Genomic DNA, 20,498 nt, shown 5'->3' with positions numbered 1-20,498 from the left:
GGCCATTGTGGTCCCGCCCCACTACCGCGCGTCCCGCACGGACAGGTTGAGTTCGGTGACGTTCACCCTGGGCTCGCCGAGGAAGCCGAGGGTGCGGCCGCTGGTCGCGTCGGCGACCAGCTGTTCCACCCGGTCGAGCGACAGCCCGGTGACCCGGGCGACCCGCGGTGCCTGGAGCACGGCGTAGGCCGGGCTGATGTCGGGGTCGAGTCCGGAGGCGGACGCGGTCACCGCGTCGGTGGGGACGGCGGCGGGCGCGACACCCTCCCGGGCGGCGATCGCCGCGCGGCGCTGCTGGACCGTGTCCAGCAGCCCGGTGTCGAAGCCGCCCTTGTTGGACGCCCCGGAGGTCGTGGTGTCGGCCGGGCCGAGACCCAGGTCGGCCTCCGCGGTCGCCGAGGGCCGGGTGTGGAAGTACGGGTCGGCGGCCGGGTCGGCGGCGACCGGGTCGATCCCGATGAGCGACGAGCCGGTCCCGCCCGGCAGCACCGAGCCCTCCGCGGCGGTGGACAGCCCGGGGATCCGGGCGACCCCCCAGATCGCGAGCGGGTACACGATGCCGCACAGCACGGTCATGACGAGGAGCACGCGCAGACCGGTCGCGGTCTGGCGGCGCAGGGTGGTGAGCATCAGATCCCCGGGACGAAGCGGACGAGCAGGTCGATGAGGAAGATCCCGACGAACGGGGTGACGACCCCGCCGAGGCCGTAGATCAGCAGGTTCCGCCGCAGCAGCGACGCCGCCGACGACGGCCGGTACCGCACCCCGCGCAGCGCCAGCGGGATCAGCGCGACGATGACGAGCGCGTTGAAGATCACCGCGGACAGGATCGCGGACTCCGGCGTCGCCAGGCCCATCACGTTGAGCAGTCCGAGCGACGGGTACAGCGCGACGAACATCGCCGGCAGGATCGCGAAGTACTTCGCGAGGTCGTTGGCGACGGAGAACGTCGTCAGCGCGCCGCGGGTGATCAGCAGCTGCTTGCCGATCTCGACGATCTCGATGAGCTTGGTCGGGTCGGAGTCCAGGTCCACCATGTTCCCCGCCTCCTTGGCGGCGGAGGTCCCGGTGTTCATGGCGACGCCGACGTCGGCCTGGGCGAGCGCGGGCGCGTCGTTGGTGCCGTCACCGGTCATCGCGACGAGCCGGCCCCCCTCCTGCTCGCGGCGGATGTAGGCGAGCTTGTCCTCCGGGGTGGCCTCGGCGATGTGGTCGTCGACGCCGGCCTGCGCGGCGATCGCGGCCGCGGTGCGCGGGTTGTCGCCGGTGACCATGACGGTGCGGATGCCCATCGCGCGCAGCTCGGCGAACCGCTCGGCCATGCCGGGCTTCACGACGTCGGACAGCTCGATGACGCCGAGCACCCGCCCGTCGGCGCCGGCCGGCCCGGAGGCCCTGGCGACGACCAGCGGGGTGCCGCCGCCGTCGGAGATGGTCTCCACCAGCCGGTCCACCTCGGCGCGGTCGCCCGCGTGGGCCCAGTCGAGGACCGCGGCCGCGGCGCCCTTGCGGACGACGCCGCCGGGCAGGTCGATGCCCGACATCCGGGTCTGGGCGGTGAAGGGCACGAACTCGGCGACGGCCTCGGTCGCGTCGGCCTCGGGGGGCAGGCCGTGCTCGGCGGCGCAGAGCTCGACGATGCTGCGTCCCTCGGGGGTCTGGTCGGCGAGGCTGGACAGCCGCGCCGAGCGGGCCAGCTCGTCGAGGTCGGTGCCGCCGACCGGGTGCAGCGCGGTGGCGCGCCGGTTGCCGAAGGTGATCGTGCCGGTCTTGTCGAGCAGCAGGGTGTCGACGTCGCCCGCGGCCTCGACGGCGCGCCCGGAGGTGGCGAGCACGTTGCGCTGCACCAGCCGGTCCATCCCGGCGATGCCGATCGCCGACAACAGCGCGCCGATGGTGGTCGGGATGAGGCAGACCAGCAGCGCGGTGAGCACCAGCAGCGGCACCTGGGTGCCGGCGTAGGCGCTCATCGGCGCGATCGCGACCACGGCGAGCAGGAAGATGATCGTCAGCGCCGACAACAGGATGGTCAGCGCGATCTCGTTCGGGGTCTTCTGCCGGGCGGCGCCCTCGACCAGGGCGATCATCCGGTCGACGAAGGACTCCCCCGGCTTCGTCGTGATCCGCACGACGATCCGGTCCGACAGCACGGTGGTGCCGCCGGTGACGGCGCAGCGGTCGCCGCCCGCCTCCCGGATGACCGGTGCGGACTCGCCGGTGATGGCGGACTCGTCGACCGAGGCGATGCCGTGGACGACGTCGCCGTCGCCGGGGATCGTCTCCCCCGCCTCGACGACGACCAGGTCGCCGAGCGTCAACGTGGCGCCGGGGACCTGCTCCTCGGCCGCGGCCGGGTCGGCCGGGTCGGCGCCCAGCAGGCGGCGGGCGACGGTGTCGCGCTGGGTGGCGCGCAGCGACGCGGCCTGGGCCTTGCCCCGTCCCTCGGCGACGGCCTCGGCGAGGTTGGCGAACAGCACGGTGAACCAGAGCCACACCGCGACGAGCACCGCGAACACGCTCGGGTCGGCGACGGCGAGCACCGTGACCAGCACGGACCCGACCCAGACGACGAACATGACCGGGTTGCGGGCCTGCACGCGCGGGTCGAGCTTGCGCAGTGCCTCGGGCAGGGCGGCCAGGAGCTGGCGCGGCGCGAACGCCCCGGCGGCGACGGGCGCCGCGCTCTGCGGCGCCGCCTGCGGCTCGGTCGTCACGGACACGGATTCCTCCGACTCGGCACGGTGGTGGTGGGTGGCGGTCACGACAGGGCCTCGGCGATCGGGCCGAGCGCGAGCGCCGGGAAGAAGGTCAGCGCCGACACCAGCAGCACGGTGCCGCCGACCAGGCCGGCGAACAGCGGCCCGTCGGTCGGGAGGGTCCCGGCACCGGCCGGGACGCGGCGCTGGCGGGCCAGCGAGCCGGCGAGCGCCAGCACCGCCAGCATCGGCACGAACCGTCCGAAGAGCATGGCCAGCCCCAGACCGGCCTGGAAGAAGTCGCTGGTCGCGGTAAGCCCGCCGAACGCGGAGCCGTTGTTGTTGGCGGCCGAGGCCCAGGCGTAGAGGACCTCGGAGAAGCCGTGCGCCCCCGAGTTGCCCAGCGCGTCGGCGGTGCCCGGCAGCGCGATGGCCAACCCGGCGCCGATGAGGACGAACGCCGGCATGACCAGGATCGACACGGCGGCGTAGGTGATCTCGCGCCGGCCGAGCTTCTTGCCCAGGTACTCCGGGGTGCGCCCGACCATCAGTCCGGCCAGGAACACCGCGATGACCGCGAGGACCAGCAGGCCGTAGAGCCCGGAGCCGACGCCGCCGGGTGCGACCTCGCCGAGCAGCATGTTCAGCAGCGCGACGCCACCGCCCGCGCCGGTGAGGCTGTCGTGGGTGGAGTTCACCGCGCCGGTGGACGTGCCCGTGGTGGACACGACGAACAGTGCGGAGCCGGGGATGCCGAACCGCACCTCCTTGCCCTCCATCGCCCCGCCCGCGGCGAGCGCGGCCGGGCCGTTGGGGTGCAGCTCGGCCAGCCAGGTCGCGGCGAGGAACAGCGCCCACAGCCCGCCCATGACCGACAGCAGCACGACGCCCTGGCGGACCCGTCCGACCAGCACGCCGAACGTGCGGGTCAGGGCGACCGGGATCACGAGCATCAGGAAGATCTCGAGCAGGTTCGACAGCGGGCTCGGGTTCTCGAAGGGGTGCGCGGAGTTGGCGTTGAGGATGCCGCCGCCGTTGGTGCCGAGCTCCTTGACCGCCTCCTGCGAGGCGACCGGGGCGAGCGCCAGGGTGTGGGTGCTGCCGTCGACCGTCGTCACGTCGACGCCGGATCGCAGCGACTGCACCACCCCGGTGGCGACGAGCACGACCGCGGCGACGGCGGCGAGCGGCAGCAGGATCCGGACGACGCCGCGGGTCAGGTCGACCCAGAAGTTCCCGATCCGGCCCCCCTCGTCGTCGCCGGTCGCGCCGTGGGCCACGAAACCGCGGACCAGCGCGATCGCGACCGCCATGCCGACGGCGGCGGACACGACGTTCTGCACGGTCAGCCCGGCCATCTGCACGGTGTGGCCGAGCACCTGCTCGGGCACGTAGGACTGCCAGTTCGTGTTGGTCACGAACGACACCGCGGTGTTGAACGCCATCGCCGGGGACACCGAGGTGCCGCCGTCGGTGCCGCGGCCGAAGCCGAGCGGGAGGAAGGCCTGCAGCCGCTGCATCAGGTAGAGCAGCACGATCGAGACGAACGAGAAGCCCAGCACGCCCGCGGTGTAGGTCGTCCAGCGCTGCGTGGACGTGGCGTCGATGCGGCAGATCCGGTAGACGAGCCGCTCGATCCGCCAGTGCCGGGTGTCGGTGTAGACCCGCGCCATCCAGTCGCCCAGCGGCTTCCAGGTCACGGCGAGCAGCGCCACCAGCGCCGCCGCCTGCGCGAGCCCGGCCATCAGAACCGCTCCGGGCGGAGCAGCGCGATGACCAGGTACACCAGCAGGCCCAGGGCGAGCAGGCCCCCGGCCGCGTTCTCGACGACGGTCGCGATCACAGCTTCTCCATCCCGCGCAGGGTGAGCGCGAGGACGGCGAAGGACGCCACCAGCAACGCGATGTAGGCCAGGTCGGCCACGGGACTCTCCTCGGTCGTGCTCACCCGCCGGGGATCTCCGGCGGGCCGCCGGGGATCGTGCGCCGAACGAGGTCCCGCGGGACCGGTCGATGACGGCGGATTGACGCCCACCGGCTCCCGCGTTGACGCGTTCTTGACGCCCGGTGGTGGCCATCACGTCCCCCGGACGGGCGGTCGGTCTCAGGAACCCGTCAACACACGCGTGTGACGACGCCAACACCGCGTCAGGAGCCCGGCCGGCGGCCCGGTGAAGGGCGCACCCTCCCGCGCATGCTGCAGCGCCGCCCCGCCCGTCCGGTCCCACCGCCGCCCCTGACCGGGGGCGCAGGCTTCGTCGCGGGGATCGCCGCCGGTGTCGCCGCGGGCCTGAGCGCCGGCGCCGCGGCCCTGGCCGGTGCGGGGCCCGGCGGGTCCGCCGCGGCCGCGGTCGTGGTCGCCGGGGTGGGAACCGTGCTCCTGGCCGCCGCGACGACGGCGGTGGGCGCACTCGCCGTCGCCGTGGTCTGCTGGGGGTTCAGCGACGGCTTCGGCCTGCACCACCTGGCCGAGCTGCACCTCGCGGGCCCGGACCTGTGGCTGCTGGCGGTGCTGCTCGGGGCCGCGCTGCTCACCCGTGCCGCGACGGTCGCACCGTCGGCGGTGGGGCGTCGGCGGCCCGCTCGTCGTCGCACGGTTGCGGACCGCACCGCTGGATACCCTTCCCGGTGACGGCGGGGGCGCTCCCCGGCCGGGACCGGAGGAGGCCCACGCATGTCCGTGATCGACAACGCGGTCTACGTCGACGGCAAGCGCGCCGCGGCGCCGGAGTCCGTCGACAGCGCGGTCGAGGTGTTGCAGGGCTGCCGCGCCGACCACGGCGAGGACTCCACGGCGTTCTGCTGGATCGGGATGCTGCGCCCGGACGTCGAGGAGCTCCACCAGGTAGCGCGGGAGTTCGATCTCCACTCGCTCGCGATCGAGGACACCGTCAACGCCCACCAGCGCCCGAAGCTGGAGCGCTACGGCCGCACCGAGTTCGTGGTGCTGCGCCCCGCCCGCTACGTCGACGCCGACGAGGTCGTGGAGATCGGCGAGGTCCACCTGTTCCTCGGTCCCGACTTCGTGATCACCGTGCGGCACGCCGTCGAGCCGCAGCTCAGCGAGGTCCGCGACCGGTTGGAGAACGACCCCGATCTGCTCGCGCACGGCCCGATGGCGGTGCTCTACGCGGTGCTCGACCGGGTCGTCGACGACTACTTCCCCGTCCTCGACGGCCTGCAGGACGACATCGACGGGATCGAGGAGGAGGTGTTCCGCGGCGACCCGAACGTGTCGCGGCGCATCTACCAGCTGACCCGGCAGGTCATCGCGTTCCAGCGGGCCGTCGAGCCGCTGCAGGAGATCTTCATCGAGCTGCGGGCCCGGTTCGCCAAGTCCGGCGACGCCCCGGACCTGGAGCTGCGCCGCGCGATGCGCGACGTGATCGACCACGCGACCCGTGTGCGGGAGCGCGTCGAGGGCTTCCGGGACCTGCTCGGCAACATCCTGACCGTCAACTCGACGCTCGTCGCGCAGCGCCAGAACGAGGAGATGACCCGGCTCACCGAGGCGGGCTACGCGCAGAACGAGCAGATGAAGCGGGTGTCGTCGTGGGCGGCGATCCTGTTCGCGCCGACCCTGATCGCCGGCATCTACGGCATGAACTTCGACGAGATGCCGGAGCTGCACTGGGCCCTGGGCTACCCGATGGCCATCGGGCTGATGCTGCTGCTCGGCCTCGTGCTGTACGTGGCGTTCAAGCACAACGATTGGCTGTGAGGGCCGGGCGCCCACCCCCCGTGGGCGCCCGGCCCCGGCGTCAGCCCGTCGTGGTCGGCGCGGCCGGCACCGGCGCGGTCGACTGCGCGGGCGACGGGGCGGGCGCCGCGCTCGTCGGACGGGGTGCCGTGGTCTGCGGGATCGTCACGACCAGCGGCTGCGGCGGCCGGGTCACGCAGCGCCCGGTCGTCGGGTCGATCGTGCGGACGCCCCGCGGGTACGGCCCGGGGGCCGGCGGGGTGGACGTGGCGGCATACCCCCCGTCCACCCCCTCGTCGACGCAGGAGTGGTCGTCGACCGCGAGCGGGCGGCCGTTCTCGTCGAACAGGTACACCCCGCTCAGCGGCCTCCCCTTCGCGTCGAAGGGCCGCACGTCGGCGACGGAGGTGCCGTCGAGGCTCAGCCCGGCCGGGGGCGCGTAGGACACCGCGCCCCCGTTGCGGTCCTGCCCCAGTCCCAGCACCGCGGCCACCAGCAGTCCCACCGCGAACGCGTTCAGCGGTACGACGGCCCACAGCAGCCGCCGGTCGGCCGCACTGCGCGGGCCGAGCAGCACCGACAACGGCACCGCGGGCACGGCGAGGACCAGCGCCGTCACCAGCACGGCGGACCCGCCGCCGCCGAACGCCCACCCGATGACCCCGGCCGCGACCAGCGCGCGCAGCACCCACCAGCCGGGTTGCAGGGACAGCACGAACCCCCCGGCCGCGCCGTCGGTACGGGCCCGGGCGAGCCGTTCGCGCAGCGCGACGACCGACGGCAGCGACGCCGCCGCGGGCTGCGCCGGCCCGTCGGACCAGGCGGCCAGCGCACCGGCAGCGGCGAGCGGCACCGCGAGGAACAGCGGCGCCACCGTCGACGGCCCGACCTGCCCCACCGCGAGCCCCGCGGCCCCCGCCGCGGCGGTCGCGACGACGAGCGCGGCCAGGGCGAACCCGGCCCGCCCGGTGCGCGGGCGCTCCACGGGCTCCTGCTGTGCTGGCGGGTACCCGGCCGCCGCGCGCAGCTCGGCCGCGTAGTCCTGCGGGCTGCCGAGCCGGGCGTGCACCGCGTCGCGGCCGTAGCCGGCGCCCAGCTCCTCGGCGAGCTCCGCGAGGTGCCCGCGCGCGTCGTCGACGATCTCGGCGACCTCGGTGTGCGGCAGGCCGGTCAGGGCGACCCGCAGGCCCACCAGGTAGTCGTCGGTGACCGGGTCGCCGATGCGCGCCGTGACGTCGGTGTCAGTTCCGTTGCCGCCGTTGCTGCCGCCGCCGCGGCCGCCCCCGCTCTGCTCGGTGCTCACGTGCCCACCAGGCCTTCCATCGTGGTGGCGAACGCACGCCACCGTTCGGTCGTCTCCCGCAGCCGGACCCGGCCCGGTTCGTTGATCGCGTAGTACTTGCGGTGCGGCCCCTCCTCGCTGGGGACCACGTACGAGGTCAGCAGGCCCGCGCCGTAGAGCCGGCGCAGCGTGCCGTAGACCGAGGCGTCCCCCACCTCGGCGAGGCCGGCGCCGCGCAGGGCCCGGACGACCTCGTAGCCGTATCCGTCCGCGCGGTCCAGGACCGCGAGCACCGCGAGGTCGAGCACTCCCTTGAGCAGCTGGCTGGTGTCCATCGCACCTCCTTACGCTTCGCAGACTACTACGCGATGCGCAGTAGTCCGCGCACCGCTGCACCGGGCGCGTGTCGAGCCGGGGGTCGGAGCCGGGTGTCGGGGCCGGGTGTCAACGGGCCGCCAGTCCTGCGCCGGACGGCGTCAGGGCGGCGTAGCGACGGCGGACGCGCGCGGCTCCGCGGGGCGACAACGGAGGGGCACGGCGCCCGCACCGGGCGCCCGCCACCAAGGAGTCATCCCGGTGACCCTCGCCGACCTGCTCCCCTCCCTCCGCCCGACGCTCGCCGCCCGCCTCGAGCCGGGCCTGTGGCCGGTCACGACCCGCACGACCTCCGACGGCGCCCTGCAGATCGGCGGGGTCGACCTCACCGAGCTCGCCGCCCGCTTCGGCACCCCGGTGCAGGTGCTCGACACCGCCGACGTCCGCGCCCGCTGCCGCGCCTACCGGGCCGCGCTGCCCGACGCCGAGATCGTCTACGCCGGCAAGGCGTTCCTCTGCCGCGGGATGGCCCGCCTGGTCGCCGACGAGGGCTGCTCGGTCGACGCGTGCTCCGGCGGCGAGGTCGCGGTGGCCGCGGCCGCTGGGCTGCCCGGTGACCGCATCGTGCTGCACGGCACCGTCAAGACCGACGAGGACCTGAAGGCGGCGTTCGCCGCGGGCGTCGGGCGGATCGTGCTGGACTCGGCGGCGGAGGTCGACCGGATCGCCTCCCTCGCGCCGCGCCGGCAGAAGGTGCTGCTGCGGATCAGCCCGGACGTCGACGCCGGCACCCACCCGGGGCTCACCACCGGCACCGCGTCGTCGTGGTTCGGGATGCCGCCCTCCGAGGCGCTGGAGGTCGCCGGACGGGTACTGGCCCGCCCCGAGCTGGAGCTGGCCGGGCTGCACTGCCATCTCGGCTCGCAGGTGCCGTCGGTGTCGCGCTACGAGCGGGCCGCGGTCCGGATGGTGGGCGTGATCGCGGCGCTGCGTGCGCGGTACGGGGTCACCGTCGCCGAGCTGGACCTGGGCGGCGGGCACGCGGTCGGCTACGCCGAGGGCGAGCCCTGCCTGGACCCGGCGATCTTCGGCCGGGCCGTGCGGGGCACCCTGGCCCGGGCCTGCGCGGCGCACGGCATCGACGAGCCGCGGCTGCTCGTCGAGCCGGGGCGCGCGATCGTCGCCCGGGCCGGGGTGACGCTCTACCGGGTCGGCGCGGTGCAGCGCTGCGGCGACGGCCGCACCACCGTGCTGGTCGACGGCGGCATGAGCGACGACCCCCGCCCCGCCCTCTACGGCGCCCGCTACCCGGTCCGGCTCGTCGGGCGCGCCACCCGGGCACCGCTGGAGTCGGTCCGCGTGGCGGGGCGGCACTGCGAGTCCTCCGACGTGATCGCCGACGGCGTCCGGCTGCCCGCCGACGTCGCCCCCGGGGACCTGCTGGCGGTGCCGGTGTCCGGCGCGTACCACGCCTCGATGGCCTCGACCTACAACCAGGTCCCGCGCCCGCCGGTGGTCGCCGTCGCCGCGGGGGCGTCGCTGCCGCTGCTGCGCCGCGACACCCCGGAGGACCTGCTGCGCCGCGACTGCTCCTGAGGCCCCGCGCCGGTCGGCACCCGGTCAGCGCCGGTCAGCGGCGGGGCCGCGGGGCCGGCTGGCACCGCGGGCAGGTGAACGACGAGCGGTTCATGAACGCGTCCCGGCGGATCGGGGTGCCGCAGCGACGGCACGCCCGGTCCGCCTGGCCGTAGACGTTCAGGGAGCGGTCGAAGTAGCCCGAGGCGCCGTTGACATTGACGTACAGCGCGTCGAAGGAGGTGCCGCCCTGGGCGAGCGCCTCGTGCATGACGGTCGTCGCGGCGTCGAGGACGGTGTGGCCCTGGGCCCGGGTCAGTTTCTCGGTGGGCCGGGTGCCGTGCAGCCGGGCCCGCCAGAGCGCCTCGTCGGCGTAGATGTTGCCGATCCCGGAGACGACGGTCTGGTCGAGCAGCGCCCGCTTGACCTCGGTGCGACGGCGACGCATCGCCGCGACGGCGTCGTCGGCCGAGAACGCCGGGTCCATCGGGTCGCGGGCGATGTGGGCGACCGGCTCGGGCACCAGGCCGCCGCCCGCGGCCGCGGCGAGGGGGTGCACCGACAGCCCGCCGAAGGTGCGCTGGTCGACGAAGCGGAGCTCGGGGCCGTCGTCGTCGAACCGGACGCGGACCCGCAGGTGCTTCTCGTCGGGCGCGTCCGGGGGTTCGACGAGCATCTGCCCGGACATGCCCAGGTGCGCGAGCAGCGCGTCGTCACCGGGGCCTGCGGTGTCCAGCTCCAGCCAGAGGTACTTGCCGCGCCGGGCGGCCGCGGACAGCGTGCGCCCGGCCAGCCGGGCGGTGAAGTCGTCAGCCCCGGTGGGGTGCCGGCGCACCGCGCGCGGATGCAGCACCTCGACGCGCGCGATCCGCCGGTCCAGCACGTGGTCGGCGAGGCCGCGGCGGACGACCTCGACCTCGGGCAGTTCCGGCATCGCGGCTACCGCCCGGAGCCGGCACTCTCGTCGGACAGCGCGTGCCAGGCGATCTCGGCCGCCTTCTGCTCGGCCTCCTTCTTGGTGCGCCCCGCGCCGCTGCCGAGGTCACGACCCCCGACGACGGCCGTCGCGGTGAACACCTTCAGGTGGTCCGGGCCCTCCTCGTCGATCCGGTACTCGGGCACACCGTGCCCGCCGGCGGCGGTGAGCTCCTGGAGGCTGGTCTTCCAGTCCAGGCCCGCGCCGAGCAACGGGGCACTGTGCAGCAGGTCCGCGAACAGCCGGTGGATCAGCTCGCGGGACGGCTCGAGGCCGTGCGCGAGGTACACCGCGCCGAGCAGCGCCTCGGTGGCGTCGGCCAGGATGCTGGCCTTCGACCGGCCACCGGTCAGCTCCTCACCGCGCCCCAGGTACAGGTACGCGCCGAGGCCGTGAGGCACACCGTCCGGTGTGGGCAACGCCACGGCGACGGTGGCGAGCGCGTGCATGTTGACCACGCTCGCGCGCAGCTTCGCCAGCTGCCCCTCGGGGAGTTCCGGGTGGTCCCGGTACAGCCGCTCGGTGATCACGATCGACAGCACCGAGTCGCCCAGGAACTCCAGGCGCTCGTTGGTCGGCAGTCCACCGTGCTCGTAGGCGTAGGACCGGTGGGTCAGCGCCAGCGTGAGCAGCGTCTCGTCCAGGTCCACACCGAGTGCGGACAGCAGAGGTGACCGGTCCGTCACCGGACCGGTCACACTCTTGTCGCCCACTGCTGCGATCAGGCCGGGCTGGTGACCTGACGACCGTCGTACTGCCCACAGGTCGGGCAGGCGATGTGCTGCAGCTTCGGCTCACGGCAGGCGCGGTTCGAGCAGGCGACCAGGGTCGGCGCAGTGGCCTTCCACTGCGACCGGCGCGCACGCGTGTTCGACCGCGACATCCGGCGCTTGGGAACGGCCATGATGACACTCCTCGGTACTTCGAACGATCAGGTCTGCCCACCGGGGAGCGGGCTCACGGGGAGCCGCCGCTCAGTCGGTGGAGGGCAGGCGCTCACGGAGCGCCGCCCAACGAGGATCCAGTGTCTCATGCCCGTGATCCGATGGGAGATCGGCCCACCTCTCCCCGCACTCGACGCACAGACCAGGGCAGTCCTCGCGGCACAGCGGTGCCATCGGCAGCTCGGTCACGATCGCGTCGCGCACGGCCTGGGTGAGGTCGATGCGCTCGTCGACCAGGCGCGGGATCTCGTCGGCGTCGGTGGTCTCCTCGGTGACCGAGTCCGGATAGGCGAACAGCTCGCCGATCCGGACCTGCACGTCCTCCCCGATCGGCTCCAGGCAGCGCGAGCACTCCCCCGCCAGCCGGGCGTCGGCGGTGCCGGCGACGTAGACGCCCTCGGTCACCGACTCCAGGGACACGTCGAGCTCGACGTCGGACCCGCCGGGGACCGTGATCACCCCGGTCAAGCCGATCTCGGCGTCGCCGGACGGCGCGGGGACCGTGCGGGCCACGGTGCGCTGGTTGCCGGGGCGGCGGGCCAGCTCGCGGGTGGAGAGGACCCAGGGGTTGTCGTCGGGACGGTTCTGGCTGCGCGCGGTGTTCATCTCGCCGACCAGCGTACGCGGCCCGGTCAGTCGCGTCGTCGCACGTCGAACGCGTCGGCGACCAGGGCGCCCAGCTCCAGGAACGCGTCCGCGGTGGCCGGCCGGAGCCGGGCCGGGTCGATCCGCCCGCCGGTGGCCAGGTGCGGGTCGTGCGGCACCTCGACGACGCCGCGCACCCGCTGGGCGAAGTGCTCGCGGATCCGGGCGGCGTCGACCTCGGCGCTGCGCCGGTCGCAGGACAGCACGACCACCGCGTTGCGGACGAGGTCGCCGTGGGGCCGTGCGCGACCAGCCAGTCCAGCGTCTTGCTGGCCCGGCCCGCCCCGTCGACGGTGGGGGCTCCCACGACGACCACCGAGTCGGCGCGCGCGAGGGTGCCCTGCATCGTGGAGTGCACCATCCCGGTGCCCGAGTCGGTGATGATGATGTTGAAGAAGCGGCCCAGCAGGTCGACAACGCGCTCGTACTCGTCGCGGGAGAACGCCTCACCGGAGGCGGGGTCCTGCTCCGAGGCCAGGACCTGCAGGCGCCCGGCGAGGCTCGTGTAGCGGGACACGTCGGTCCAGGTGCCGACACCCTCCAGGTCGTTCAGCAGCTCGCGGACGGTGATCCGGGAGTCGCCGGTCAGCCGGTCGGCGAGCGTGCCGGCGTCGGGGTTCGCGTCGAGGACGACGGCCCGGTCCCCTCGGTGCTCGGCCAGCGCCTGCCCGAGGCAGGCCGCGACCGTGGTCTTGCCGACGCCGCCCTTCACCGACATGACCGCCACCCGGTGCGCACCGGCCAGTGGTGCGCGGACCCGGGCCAGCATCCCGGTGCGGAGCTCCTCGGCGTCGCTGGGGCCGGGGTTCACCCGGCCACCGGTGATGTCGTAGAGGGCACGACGCCAACCGGTGCGCGGCCGGTCGGGCCGGGGCCGCAGCATGGAGTCCTCACGCAGGTCCGCCGCGGCCGCCCCGGCGTTCCCACGCCGAGCCTCGGAGCGGGGCAGCTCGGGACGCGGGGCCTCGGGGGGCGGGGCCGGGTTCGTCACGGGGGGTCCTTCCAGCCGGTGCCCATAGCGTTCCCACCAGGTCGTCGGGTCGGGTTCGGGCCAGCGTGCCATGCGCGGGAGAGTAGTACGGCGGGTGACCTGGATTCCTGCTTCCGGCGTATCCGATCACAGTGACTGCCCGCGGTGAAGCACCTGCGCCGCAGCCGTTGCCGCGATCACCCGGCCGCGCGGGCCGCCTGCCGGGTCGCGCCGGGGGTCTCGCCGAGCACGGCCCGGTAGCGACGGGTGAAGTGGGCCTGGTCGGCGTAGCCGAGTTCGGCGGCCAGCCCGGCCAGCGCGGCGTCCGGGTCGGTCCGGAGCACCGCGGCGGCGTGCTGCAGGCGACGGCACTCGATCAGCCACAGCGGGGTCAGCCCGATGTGGCCGCGGACCAGCCGTTCCAGCGTCCGCGGCGCGACGCCGACGAGCTCGGCGAGCTGGTCGGCGCGCACGACGTCGGTGCGGGACTCGGCCAGCGCGCAGGCCCGGTTGACCAGGCGTCCGGCGTCGGTGACCCGGTCGGCCAGCGGGGCGAGCCAGTCCCGCACCGTCGCGGCCGGGTCGCCGCACGCCACGGCCGTGGTCAGCTCCGCCACCGGCGCGGGGTGGACCTCCTCGTCGGCGCCACGCAGTGCGGCCGGTGCGGTGGCGGTGAACAGCGGAGTCGCGCCGGGCCGGAGCAGCACGCCGACGACCCAGGACCGCCCGGTCAGCTCCCGGACGTCGACGCCGGTGCGCGGCCCGTGCAGTATCGCGGTGACCGGGTCGGTGACGAGGTTGAACGCCGGGTACTGCAGCACCCGCTGGCGCACCGTGCGCCCGGGCGGCACGTCCCAGCGGGCGGTCCACACCCAGCGCACGAGGTCGTCGAGCCCGATCCGGACCCGGTCGAGCGCGACCTCCGGGGCGCCCGGGTTCAGGTGCCCGCGCGACTCGACGGTCATCGGCCACTCCTGTCGGCAATGTTCAATCCGCCTGTGTCGCGGGGCGGGCACGCTCGTCCCATGGAGCTCACGAGCAGCGTCACCGGCACCCACACCACCGACGGCCGCCCGCACGGGGTCACCTCGATCACCCCGCACCTGGTGGCCTCGCCCGCCCGCGCGGCGATCGAACTCTACTGTGCCGCCTTCGGGGCCCGGGTGCTCTCGGTCACCGAGATGGGCGACATGATCGGGCACGCCGAGCTGGAGCTGGCGGCCGGCCGGTTCACCGTCTCCGACGCGATGCCCGACTACGGCCTCGTCGCCGCCCCGGCGGGCGACCACCCGGTGTCGCTGTCGCTCGCGGTGTACGTGCCCGACACCGACGCGGCCGTCGCCACGCTGGCCGAGGCCGGGTCGACCGTGCGGGAGCCGGTCTCGACGTTCGTGTCCGGGGACCGGTTCGGCTCGGTCGTCGACCCGTACGGGGTGCGGTGGGCGGTGATGACCCGGGTGGAGGACCTGTCGCCGGAGGAGAGCGCACGGCGGGTCACCGAGTGGGCGGCGGAGCAGGGCTGACGGTGGGGCGAGCGGGGCCCCGATCGGCGCGCCGGCGTCCCGGCCGCCGCCGACGGCATACGGCAGGGCCGGCCGGGGCCTCGGCCCTGCCGTGGTCCGGGGTGCCGGCGCATCGTGTTCCCGCCCGTACCTGCCACGCGGGACCGGCACCGTTCTCGCAGCTCACGAGTTCGCAATGGTGAACGAGAACTAGAGATCGAACTAATGTTCGAGTACCATCGACGAGGTGACCGCGACCCAGGAGCCACCCGCCCACGCCACCGGCGTGGGCTCCGGCAGGTTCCGCTCCGGTGACCTCGCCCTGATCCAGCTCCTGATAGACCAGGCGATCGGCGACGACACCACCCTGCTCTCCGAGACAGACCTGATCGACCAGATCCAGCAGATCGAGTCCGTCCAGGCCTCCCTCGCCGCACTCCAGTCCACCCGCATCCGGGCGTTCGCCCGAGCCCACGTCGAGAACCACCTCACCGACGACCAGACCGACGGGACCGACCGCGCCCGGACCGCCCCCGAGCGGCTCCACCGCAGCGTCGTCGCCCAGATCCAGCTCGCCTGCCGGATCTCCACCACCGAAGCCCGCACCCGCGTGGCCAACACCCGCGACCTGCACTCCGGGCTCGACCACGTCCGCGGCCTGCACACCGCCGGGGAGCTCAGCGCCGCCAAAGTCACCGCCATCGCCGTCGAATGCCGCGACCTCGACCCACACCAGCGCAGACACCTCGACACCCGCCTCGCCACACACGACCTCACCCGGCTCGGCATCGGCCGACTCCGCACCATGACCCGCCGCATGGTCGCCGAGATCGCGCCCGAACGCTTCCGAGCCCGCGTCCACACCGCCACAGCCGAACGCCGAGTCACCCTGCGCCCGGCACCGGACGCGATGAGCTACCTCACCGCCTACCTCACCGCCGCACAAGGCGCCGCCTGCCTCGCCGCACTCCAGAAAGCCTTCGTGCAGGCCCAGGTCGACCCGGCACCGCTGACCCGCAGCCGCGGACAGGTACACGCCGACACATTGGTCGAACGCGTCACCGGACAAGCCACCGCCACCGCGGTCAACCTCGAGGTCCAGGTCACCGTCCCCGTCCAGGCCCTGCTCGACCCCACCTCCCCACTCCCCGCAGAGATCCCCGGACTCGGACCCGTCCCCGCCGACCTGCTCGCCACCAGCGACGGCACCGCATCCCTACGGCGGCTACTCACCGACCACGGCCTGGTCATCGGCGGCGACTCACGCCAACGCACCTTCACCGGCCTCCTCGCCACCCTCGTCAAAGCCCGAGCGAACAACCGGTGCACCGAGCCCTACTGCGACGCCCCCGCCCGCCACATCGACCACATCCACCGGGCCGCCGACGGCGGACACACCGAACTCGACAACGGACGCGGGGTGTGCGAGTTCCACAACCACATCCGCGAACAACCCGGATGGCACGTGGCCCGCGGTCCGGACGGGGTCACGACCACGACACCCACCGGGCACACCTACCGCGGGCCGGACTGACCCGACCCGGTGTCGGCGGCCGTCAGTCGATCAGGTCCATCCCGGTGCCGGTGCGACCCTGCTCCGGGGGCAGCCCGCCGCCGTAGTTCGGGCCGTACTGACCGCGCCAGATCTGGCTGCGCCCGCGCCCGACGACGCCCAGCGCGTTGTTCAGGGTGGTCTCCAGCTCGCCGAGGGTGGTGTCGACGTAGTCGTCGCACTCGCGGCGCAGCCGGTCGGCCTCGGCGTGCGCGCCGTCGACGATCCGGCCGGCCTCGGCGTGCGCGGCACGGACGACCTCGGTCTGGGACACCAGCCGGGTCTGCTCGTTCTGCCCGTCGGCGATGAGCCGGTCGTGCGCGGCCCGGCCGGCGTGGCTCATCCGCTCGGCCTCGTCACGGGCCCGGTCGGTGAGTTCGGCGTACTGACGGCGGCCCTCGGCGACGGCGCGCTCCGCCTCGTGGCGGGCCTCGGCCAGGGTGCGCCCGGCCTCCTCCTGCGCCTCGGCGACGAGCCGCTCGGCCTCGGTGCGCGCGTTCTGCAGCGTCTCCTCGGCCTCGGAGTTCGCCGCGGTCCGGGTCTCCTCCGCCTCGCGCTCGGCCTCGGACACGATGTCGTCGCGCCGGTCGAGCACGTCCTGGGCGTCGTCCATCTCGCCCGGGATCGCCTCGCGGACGTCGTCGAGCAGCTCCAGCACGTCGCCGCGCGGGACCACGCAGTTCGACGTCATCGGGACGCTGCGCGCCTCCTCGACGATCGTCACCAGCGCGTCCAGCGACTCGAAGACCCGGTACACGCGAGCGATCCTCTCACCGTCGCGGGCGCGGACCCGTTATTCGGCGCCGCTCCCGCGTGTCAAGTTCCGACCGGGTGAGCCTTGCAGGGGTCCGGGCTCAGCCGGACAGGCGCTCCAGCAGCCGGGTGTGCACGCTCGGCGGGAGGAACGCGGTGACGTCGCCGCCGCCGCGGGCGACCTCCTTGACCAGCGAGCTCGACACGTAGACCTGACCGGGCGCGCCGGGCAGGAACAGCGTCTCGACCCCGGTCAGGTGCCGGTTCATGTGCGCCATCGGCAGCTCGTAGTCGTAGTCCGTCGCGCCGCGCAGGCCCTTGACCATCGCCCGGGCGCCGCGCTCACGGCAGTAGTCGACGACGAGGCCCTGGAACGACTCGACCCGCACGCCCGGCAGGTCCGCGGTGATCTCGGTGAGCATCACGACACGCTCGTCGACGGAGAACAGCCCCTCCTTGCGGGGGTTCACGAGGATCGCGACGAACACCTCGTCGAACAGCCCCGCGGTGCGGGCGATGACGTCGAGATGCCCCACCGTCGGCGGGTCGTAGGAACCGGGGCAGACGGCGCGGCGGACCTCGGGCATGGGGCGGAACCTATCAGCCGGTGATCACCGGTCAGGCCCAGCTCCGGTCGAGCGACATGTGCAGCTCGTAGCGGTCACCGCGGTAGTGGGACACGGTGTACTCGACCGGCCGGTCGCCGGAGCTGGCGGTCCGGTCGAACACCAGGACCGGGTGCCCGGCGGGGATCCCGAGCAGGACCGCCGAGGCCTCGTCGGCCTGCCGGGCGGCGACGGTCTGCTCGGCGCGGTCGATGGGGAGCCGGTAGTGGTCCTGCAGGATCTTGTAGACCGAGCCGCTGAGGTCGTGGGCGTCGAGGTCGGGGACCCGCTCGGCGTCGTACCAGGCGTCGTCGATCGACATCGGCACCCCCTCGGCGACACGCAGCCGCCGCAGGTGCCAGCACCGGTCGTCGGGACCCTGGCCGAGCGCACGGACGGCCTCCGGCGGCCCGGTGGTGCAGGCGACCTCGAGGACGACCGTGGTCGGGGTGAGTCCGAGCCGGCGCATGTCGTCGTGGAAGGACGCGAGGTGCAGCCGGGAGCGCGCGGTGCGGGCGGCGACGTAGGTGCCCTTGCCGCGGACCCGGGTCAGCAGCCCGTCGCGCTCCAGCTCGCCGACGGCGGCCCGCACCGTCACCCGGCTCACGCCGTGGTCCAGACACAGCCTGCGCTCGCTGGGGAAGGGGTCGCCCGGTGAGAAGTCCCGCGCGATCGTCTCCGCGAGCAGGGTGCGGAGCTGCTCGTGCTTGGGCACGACCCCGTCGCCGATCCGGACCTCGCCGTTCATGGTGCCGTCCACCGTAGCCACTACCGCCCCCGTCCCGGTGCGCCGACCTGCCCGGCCGCGACGGGCCCGGCCCGCTCCCCGGCGGCCGCCCGGTCGAGCACGAGCGTGCAGTGCGGGTGGGTGCGCAGCACGGTCGCGGGCACGTCGGTCGTGACCGGTCCGGACACCGTCGCCGCCACGGCTGCGCGCTTGCCCTCCCCGGTCGCGACGAGCACGATCCGCCGCGCGCCGGTGATGGTGGCCAGCCCCTGGGTGAGTACCCGGTGCGGCACATCGGCCGGACGGTCGAAGAACCGTGCGTTGTCGGCGCGGGTCCGCTCGGTCAGCGTCGTGACCCGGGTGCGCGAGTCGAACGCCGAGCCGGGCTCGTTGAACCCAATGTGGCCGTTCCCGCCGATGCCCAGGATCTGCAGGTCCACCGGGCCGTGCGCGGCGAGCAGCCGCTCGTAGTCTGCGGCGGCCGCCTCCGGGTCGGCGCGGGTGCCGTCGGGGGCGTGCACCGCGGCCGGGTCGATGTCGAGGTGGTCGGTCAGCTCCCGGCGGATGACCTCGCGGTAGGACTGCGGATGCCCCGCGGGCAGGCCCAGGTACTCGTCGAGCAGGAACGCCCGCGCCCCGGCGAAGGACAGCCCCTCCTCGCGGTGCCGCCGGATCAGCTCGGCGTAGGCGGGCAGCGGGGAGCTTCCGGTGGCGAGCCCGAGGGTCGCCGGCCGGCCGGTGTCACGGGCCAGGACCTCGGCGACGGCGTCGGCGACCGCCCGCCCGCAGGCCCGTGGGTCGTCGAGGACCACGATCTCCATCACGCACCCCCACCGATGACGGGCTCCCCGGCACGCAGCACGTGGCGCGGCCGCAGGTCCGCGTCGGTGACGAGCACGTCGGCGCGGTGGCCCGGGACCAGCGACCCGACCTCGCCGTCGAGCCCGAGGAGCCGGGCCGGCGTGCGGGTCGCGGCGAGCACCGCGTCCGGCAGCCGGACCCCCGCGTCGCGCACCGTGGCCCGGACGACGTCGACCAGGCACGCGGTGCCGCCGGCGATGGGCCCGTCCGGGATCCGGGCGACACCGTCGTCCACCCGGACCTGCATCGTGCCCAGGCGGTACTGGCCGTCGGGCATCCCGGCCGCGGCCATCGCGTCGGTGACCAGCGCGACCCGGTCCGGCCCGACGAGGTCGAACACCGCGGCGACGGTCTCCGCGGCCAGGTGCACCCCGTCCGCGACGAGCTCCACGACGAGCTCGCCCCGCGCGGCCGCCGCCAGGCACGCCGCGGCCGGCCCGGGCGCCCGGTGGTGCACCGGGGGCATCGCGTTGAACAGGTGGGTGGCGCTCATCGGCGCCCCGCCGGCCCGTTCGATCCCGGACGCGGTGGTGCGGGCGTCGGCGTCGGTGTGGCCGATGCTCGGCAGCACGCCGTGCGTGGCGAGTACCGCGAGCAGGTCCGCCGCGTGCGCGGTCTCCGGCGCGTAGGTCACCGACGCGACGGCGCCGTCGGCCTTGGTCAGCAGCTCGTCGAGCAGCACGGGGTCGCCCGGGAGGATCGCGCGCGGGTCGTGCGCGCCGCACCGCGCGGTGGCCAGGAACGGGCCCTCCAGGTGGATCCCGGCGAGGTCCCCGGCGACGACGAGCGGGCGCAGCGTCGCGATCCGTTCCGCCAGCACGTCCGGCGAGGCCGAGACGAGCGAGGCGACCGTCGTCGTCGTGCCGTGCGCCCGGTGGTGGGCGACGGCCGCCGCGGCCCCGGCCGCCGTCGCGTCCGGGAAGCCGTGTCCGGCACCGCCGTGGTCGTGCACGTCGACCAGCCCGGGCAGCAGCAGCGACGACGACGCGGGCGGGAGCGGACCGTCGTACGCCGCGGCCGGGACGACCGCGACGATCCGGTCCCCCGCGATCGCGACGACCGAGTCCGGGAGCAGCCGGCCGTCGGTGACGACGGTGCCGCGCAGCACGCGGTCCGCCGTCACGCGTCGTGGTCCGTCTCGAGCAGCGCCACGAGGCCGTCCAGCGCGGCGGGTGCGTCGTCGCCGGTGGCCCGCAGGACGACCTCGTCGCCGAAGACGACGCCGAGAGTCATGAGCCCGAGGACGCTGCGGGCGTCGACCGGGTCCTTCCCCTGCGTCGCGACGGTGACGTCCAGTCCGGTGGCGCCTGCCGCGCGGGCGAACAGCGCGGCCGGGCGGGCGTGCAGCCCCACCCGGGACGCGACGACGGCGGTGCGGGTGTGCACGGTGCTCTCC

Annotated in this window: 23 protein-coding genes and 1 pseudogene; 5 read left to right on the top strand and 19 right to left on the bottom strand. The window is 74.5% G+C overall.

Annotated features, from left to right (window positions below):
* Positions 1–21 precede the first annotated feature (21 nt).
* From Ae717Ps2_RS05945 to kdpF, 4 genes are read right to left on the bottom strand one after another with little or no spacing between them, the layout of a single operon-like run.
* On the bottom strand, positions 22–630 hold the full coding sequence (locus tag Ae717Ps2_RS05945) for a potassium-transporting ATPase subunit C (protein WP_075307623.1): 609 nt from the start codon (positions 628–630) through the stop codon (positions 22–24).
* On the bottom strand, positions 630–2,720 hold the full coding sequence (kdpB, locus tag Ae717Ps2_RS05940) for a potassium-transporting ATPase subunit KdpB (protein WP_075312144.1): 2,091 nt from the start codon (positions 2,718–2,720) through the stop codon (positions 630–632). The genes Ae717Ps2_RS05945 and kdpB overlap by 1 nt, the downstream gene beginning before the upstream one ends.
* 38 nt (positions 2,721–2,758) lie before the next feature.
* Positions 2,759–4,441 (bottom strand): potassium-transporting ATPase subunit KdpA, encoded by a 1,683-nt coding sequence (kdpA, locus tag Ae717Ps2_RS05935; protein ID WP_075333116.1) that lies wholly within the window; start codon positions 4,439–4,441, stop codon positions 2,759–2,761.
* Positions 4,441–4,539: a K(+)-transporting ATPase subunit F gene (gene kdpF, locus Ae717Ps2_RS35965; RefSeq protein ID WP_020624320.1), complete on the bottom strand. Its 99-nt coding sequence runs from the start codon at positions 4,537–4,539 to the stop codon at positions 4,441–4,443. The genes kdpA and kdpF overlap by 1 nt, the downstream gene beginning before the upstream one ends.
* A gap of 350 nt (positions 4,540–4,889) precedes the next feature.
* Between kdpF and Ae717Ps2_RS05925 the strand changes: the two genes are divergently transcribed.
* Both Ae717Ps2_RS05925 and Ae717Ps2_RS05920 read left to right on the top strand, forming a co-directional pair.
* Complete coding sequence (locus Ae717Ps2_RS05925) at positions 4,890–5,327, top strand: hypothetical protein (RefSeq protein WP_075307627.1); 438 nt, start codon at positions 4,890–4,892, stop codon at positions 5,325–5,327.
* Positions 5,328–5,369: 42 nt separating this feature from the next.
* Positions 5,370–6,416 carry a magnesium and cobalt transport protein CorA gene (locus Ae717Ps2_RS05920; RefSeq protein ID WP_020622005.1) on the top strand — a complete coding sequence of 349 codons (1,047 nt, stop codon included), beginning with the start codon at positions 5,370–5,372 and terminating at the stop codon, positions 6,414–6,416.
* Positions 6,417–6,456: 40 nt separating this feature from the next.
* Here the strand turns inward: Ae717Ps2_RS05920 and Ae717Ps2_RS05915 are convergent, their stop codons facing one another.
* Positions 6,457–7,698, bottom strand: a complete 1,242-nt coding sequence (locus Ae717Ps2_RS05915) for a hypothetical protein (RefSeq protein ID WP_075307631.1) — start codon at positions 7,696–7,698, stop codon at positions 6,457–6,459.
* Positions 7,695–8,012, bottom strand: coding sequence for a PadR family transcriptional regulator (locus Ae717Ps2_RS05910; RefSeq protein ID WP_075307633.1), 318 nt, complete (start codon positions 8,010–8,012; stop codon positions 7,695–7,697). Before Ae717Ps2_RS05910 ends, Ae717Ps2_RS05915 begins: the two co-directional genes overlap by 4 nt.
* A gap of 241 nt (positions 8,013–8,253) precedes the next feature.
* Here Ae717Ps2_RS05910 and lysA point away from each other — a divergent pair, with 241 nt between their 5' ends.
* Entirely contained in the window at positions 8,254–9,588 is a 1,335-nt protein-coding gene (lysA, locus tag Ae717Ps2_RS05905; RefSeq protein ID WP_083695694.1) for a diaminopimelate decarboxylase, read from the top strand.
* A 34-nt stretch (positions 9,589–9,622) separates the two neighbouring features.
* On the opposite strand, the gene mutM is transcribed toward lysA, so the two are convergent.
* From mutM to Ae717Ps2_RS05870, 7 genes and pseudogenes are all read right to left on the bottom strand, one after another.
* Positions 9,623–10,501, bottom strand: a complete 879-nt coding sequence (gene mutM, locus Ae717Ps2_RS05900) for a bifunctional DNA-formamidopyrimidine glycosylase/DNA-(apurinic or apyrimidinic site) lyase (RefSeq protein ID WP_075333115.1) — start codon at positions 10,499–10,501, stop codon at positions 9,623–9,625.
* Between the two features lie 5 nt (positions 10,502–10,506).
* Entirely contained in the window at positions 10,507–11,256 is a 750-nt protein-coding gene (rnc, locus tag Ae717Ps2_RS05895) for a ribonuclease III (protein WP_075307637.1), read from the bottom strand.
* 8 nt (positions 11,257–11,264) lie between these two features.
* Positions 11,265–11,447 carry a 50S ribosomal protein L32 gene (rpmF, locus tag Ae717Ps2_RS05890; protein ID WP_020626225.1) on the bottom strand — a complete coding sequence of 61 codons (183 nt, stop codon included), beginning with the start codon at positions 11,445–11,447 and terminating at the stop codon, positions 11,265–11,267.
* 70 nt (positions 11,448–11,517) lie between these two features.
* Positions 11,518–12,093: a DUF177 domain-containing protein gene (locus Ae717Ps2_RS05885; RefSeq protein WP_075333114.1), complete on the bottom strand. Its 576-nt coding sequence runs from the start codon at positions 12,091–12,093 to the stop codon at positions 11,518–11,520.
* A gap of 26 nt (positions 12,094–12,119) precedes the next feature.
* A complete protein-coding gene (locus Ae717Ps2_RS05880; RefSeq protein ID WP_143510321.1) occupies positions 12,120–12,338 on the bottom strand; it encodes a hypothetical protein in 219 nt (72 codons plus the stop codon).
* 359 nt (positions 12,339–12,697) lie between these two features.
* Positions 12,698–12,850, bottom strand: a pseudogene (locus Ae717Ps2_RS40240) (ParA family protein); the annotation flags it as partial.
* Positions 12,851–13,299: 449 nt separating this feature from the next.
* Positions 13,300–14,067 (bottom strand): helix-turn-helix domain-containing protein, encoded by a 768-nt coding sequence (locus tag Ae717Ps2_RS05870; RefSeq protein ID WP_075307639.1) that lies wholly within the window; start codon positions 14,065–14,067, stop codon positions 13,300–13,302.
* Positions 14,068–14,127: 60 nt separating this feature from the next.
* On the opposite strand from Ae717Ps2_RS05870, the gene Ae717Ps2_RS05865 reads away from it, so the two are divergent.
* Positions 14,128–14,625, top strand: coding sequence for a glyoxalase/bleomycin resistance/extradiol dioxygenase family protein (locus tag Ae717Ps2_RS05865; protein ID WP_075333112.1), 498 nt, complete (start codon positions 14,128–14,130; stop codon positions 14,623–14,625).
* A 226-nt stretch (positions 14,626–14,851) separates the two neighbouring features.
* The gene (locus tag Ae717Ps2_RS05860; protein WP_075307643.1) at positions 14,852–16,138 is read left to right on the top strand and encodes a DUF222 domain-containing protein; all 1,287 of its coding nucleotides are present in this window, start codon (positions 14,852–14,854) and stop codon (positions 16,136–16,138) included.
* A 22-nt stretch (positions 16,139–16,160) separates the two neighbouring features.
* On the opposite strand, the gene Ae717Ps2_RS05855 is transcribed toward Ae717Ps2_RS05860, so the two are convergent.
* The 6 genes from Ae717Ps2_RS05855 to Ae717Ps2_RS05830 form a co-directional block, all read right to left on the bottom strand.
* On the bottom strand, positions 16,161–16,913 hold the full coding sequence (locus Ae717Ps2_RS05855; protein WP_020626219.1) for a DivIVA domain-containing protein: 753 nt from the start codon (positions 16,911–16,913) through the stop codon (positions 16,161–16,163).
* Positions 16,914–17,010: 97 nt separating this feature from the next.
* On the bottom strand, positions 17,011–17,496 hold the full coding sequence (coaD, locus tag Ae717Ps2_RS05850) for a pantetheine-phosphate adenylyltransferase (RefSeq protein WP_075333111.1): 486 nt from the start codon (positions 17,494–17,496) through the stop codon (positions 17,011–17,013).
* A gap of 31 nt (positions 17,497–17,527) precedes the next feature.
* Positions 17,528–18,274: a GntR family transcriptional regulator gene (locus tag Ae717Ps2_RS05845; protein ID WP_233147464.1), complete on the bottom strand. Its 747-nt coding sequence runs from the start codon at positions 18,272–18,274 to the stop codon at positions 17,528–17,530.
* 8 nt (positions 18,275–18,282) lie between these two features.
* Positions 18,283–19,062: a glucosamine-6-phosphate deaminase gene (locus Ae717Ps2_RS05840; RefSeq protein ID WP_075307647.1), complete on the bottom strand. Its 780-nt coding sequence runs from the start codon at positions 19,060–19,062 to the stop codon at positions 18,283–18,285.
* Positions 19,062–20,225, bottom strand: coding sequence for an N-acetylglucosamine-6-phosphate deacetylase (locus tag Ae717Ps2_RS05835; RefSeq protein WP_075333110.1), 1,164 nt, complete (start codon positions 20,223–20,225; stop codon positions 19,062–19,064). The genes Ae717Ps2_RS05840 and Ae717Ps2_RS05835 overlap by 1 nt, the downstream gene beginning before the upstream one ends.
* The gene (locus Ae717Ps2_RS05830; RefSeq protein WP_043280640.1) at positions 20,222–20,488 is read right to left on the bottom strand and encodes an HPr family phosphocarrier protein; all 267 of its coding nucleotides are present in this window, start codon (positions 20,486–20,488) and stop codon (positions 20,222–20,224) included. Before Ae717Ps2_RS05830 ends, Ae717Ps2_RS05835 begins: the two co-directional genes overlap by 4 nt.
* Between the last annotated feature and the right edge of the window lie 10 nt (positions 20,489–20,498).

This window comes from Pseudonocardia sp. Ae717_Ps2, from assembly GCF_001932475.1.
In the GTDB taxonomy this organism is placed as follows: domain Bacteria; phylum Actinomycetota; class Actinomycetes; order Mycobacteriales; family Pseudonocardiaceae; genus Pseudonocardia.
Note: the sequence above shows the minus strand (reverse complement) of the source record. Positions and strands in the feature narration are given on the sequence as shown.

What these genes read in the sequence shown, in the direction of transcription:
- Ae717Ps2_RS05945 (WP_075307623.1), bottom strand. Translation starts at nt 630, where the DNA reads ATGCTCACCACCCTGCGCCGCCAGACCGCGACCGGTCTGCGCGTGCTC.
- kdpA (WP_075333116.1), bottom strand. Translation starts at nt 4,441, where the DNA reads ATGGCCGGGCTCGCGCAGGCGGCGGCGCTGGTGGCGCTGCTCGCCGTG.
- Ae717Ps2_RS05925 (WP_075307627.1), top strand. Translation starts at nt 4,890, where the DNA reads ATGCTGCAGCGCCGCCCCGCCCGTCCGGTCCCACCGCCGCCCCTGACC.
- Ae717Ps2_RS05920 (WP_020622005.1), top strand. Translation starts at nt 5,370, where the DNA reads ATGTCCGTGATCGACAACGCGGTCTACGTCGACGGCAAGCGCGCCGCG.
- Ae717Ps2_RS05910 (WP_075307633.1), bottom strand. Translation starts at nt 8,012, where the DNA reads ATGGACACCAGCCAGCTGCTCAAGGGAGTGCTCGACCTCGCGGTGCTC.
- mutM (WP_075333115.1), bottom strand. Translation starts at nt 10,501, where the DNA reads ATGCCGGAACTGCCCGAGGTCGAGGTCGTCCGCCGCGGCCTCGCCGAC.
- rpmF (WP_020626225.1), bottom strand. Translation starts at nt 11,447, where the DNA reads ATGGCCGTTCCCAAGCGCCGGATGTCGCGGTCGAACACGCGTGCGCGC.
- Ae717Ps2_RS05885 (WP_075333114.1), bottom strand. Translation starts at nt 12,093, where the DNA reads ATGAACACCGCGCGCAGCCAGAACCGTCCCGACGACAACCCCTGGGTC.
- Ae717Ps2_RS05870 (WP_075307639.1), bottom strand. Translation starts at nt 14,067, where the DNA reads ATGACCGTCGAGTCGCGCGGGCACCTGAACCCGGGCGCCCCGGAGGTC.
- Ae717Ps2_RS05865 (WP_075333112.1), top strand. Translation starts at nt 14,128, where the DNA reads ATGGAGCTCACGAGCAGCGTCACCGGCACCCACACCACCGACGGCCGC.
- coaD (WP_075333111.1), bottom strand. Translation starts at nt 17,496, where the DNA reads ATGCCCGAGGTCCGCCGCGCCGTCTGCCCCGGTTCCTACGACCCGCCG.
- Ae717Ps2_RS05840 (WP_075307647.1), bottom strand. Translation starts at nt 19,062, where the DNA reads ATGGAGATCGTGGTCCTCGACGACCCACGGGCCTGCGGGCGGGCGGTC.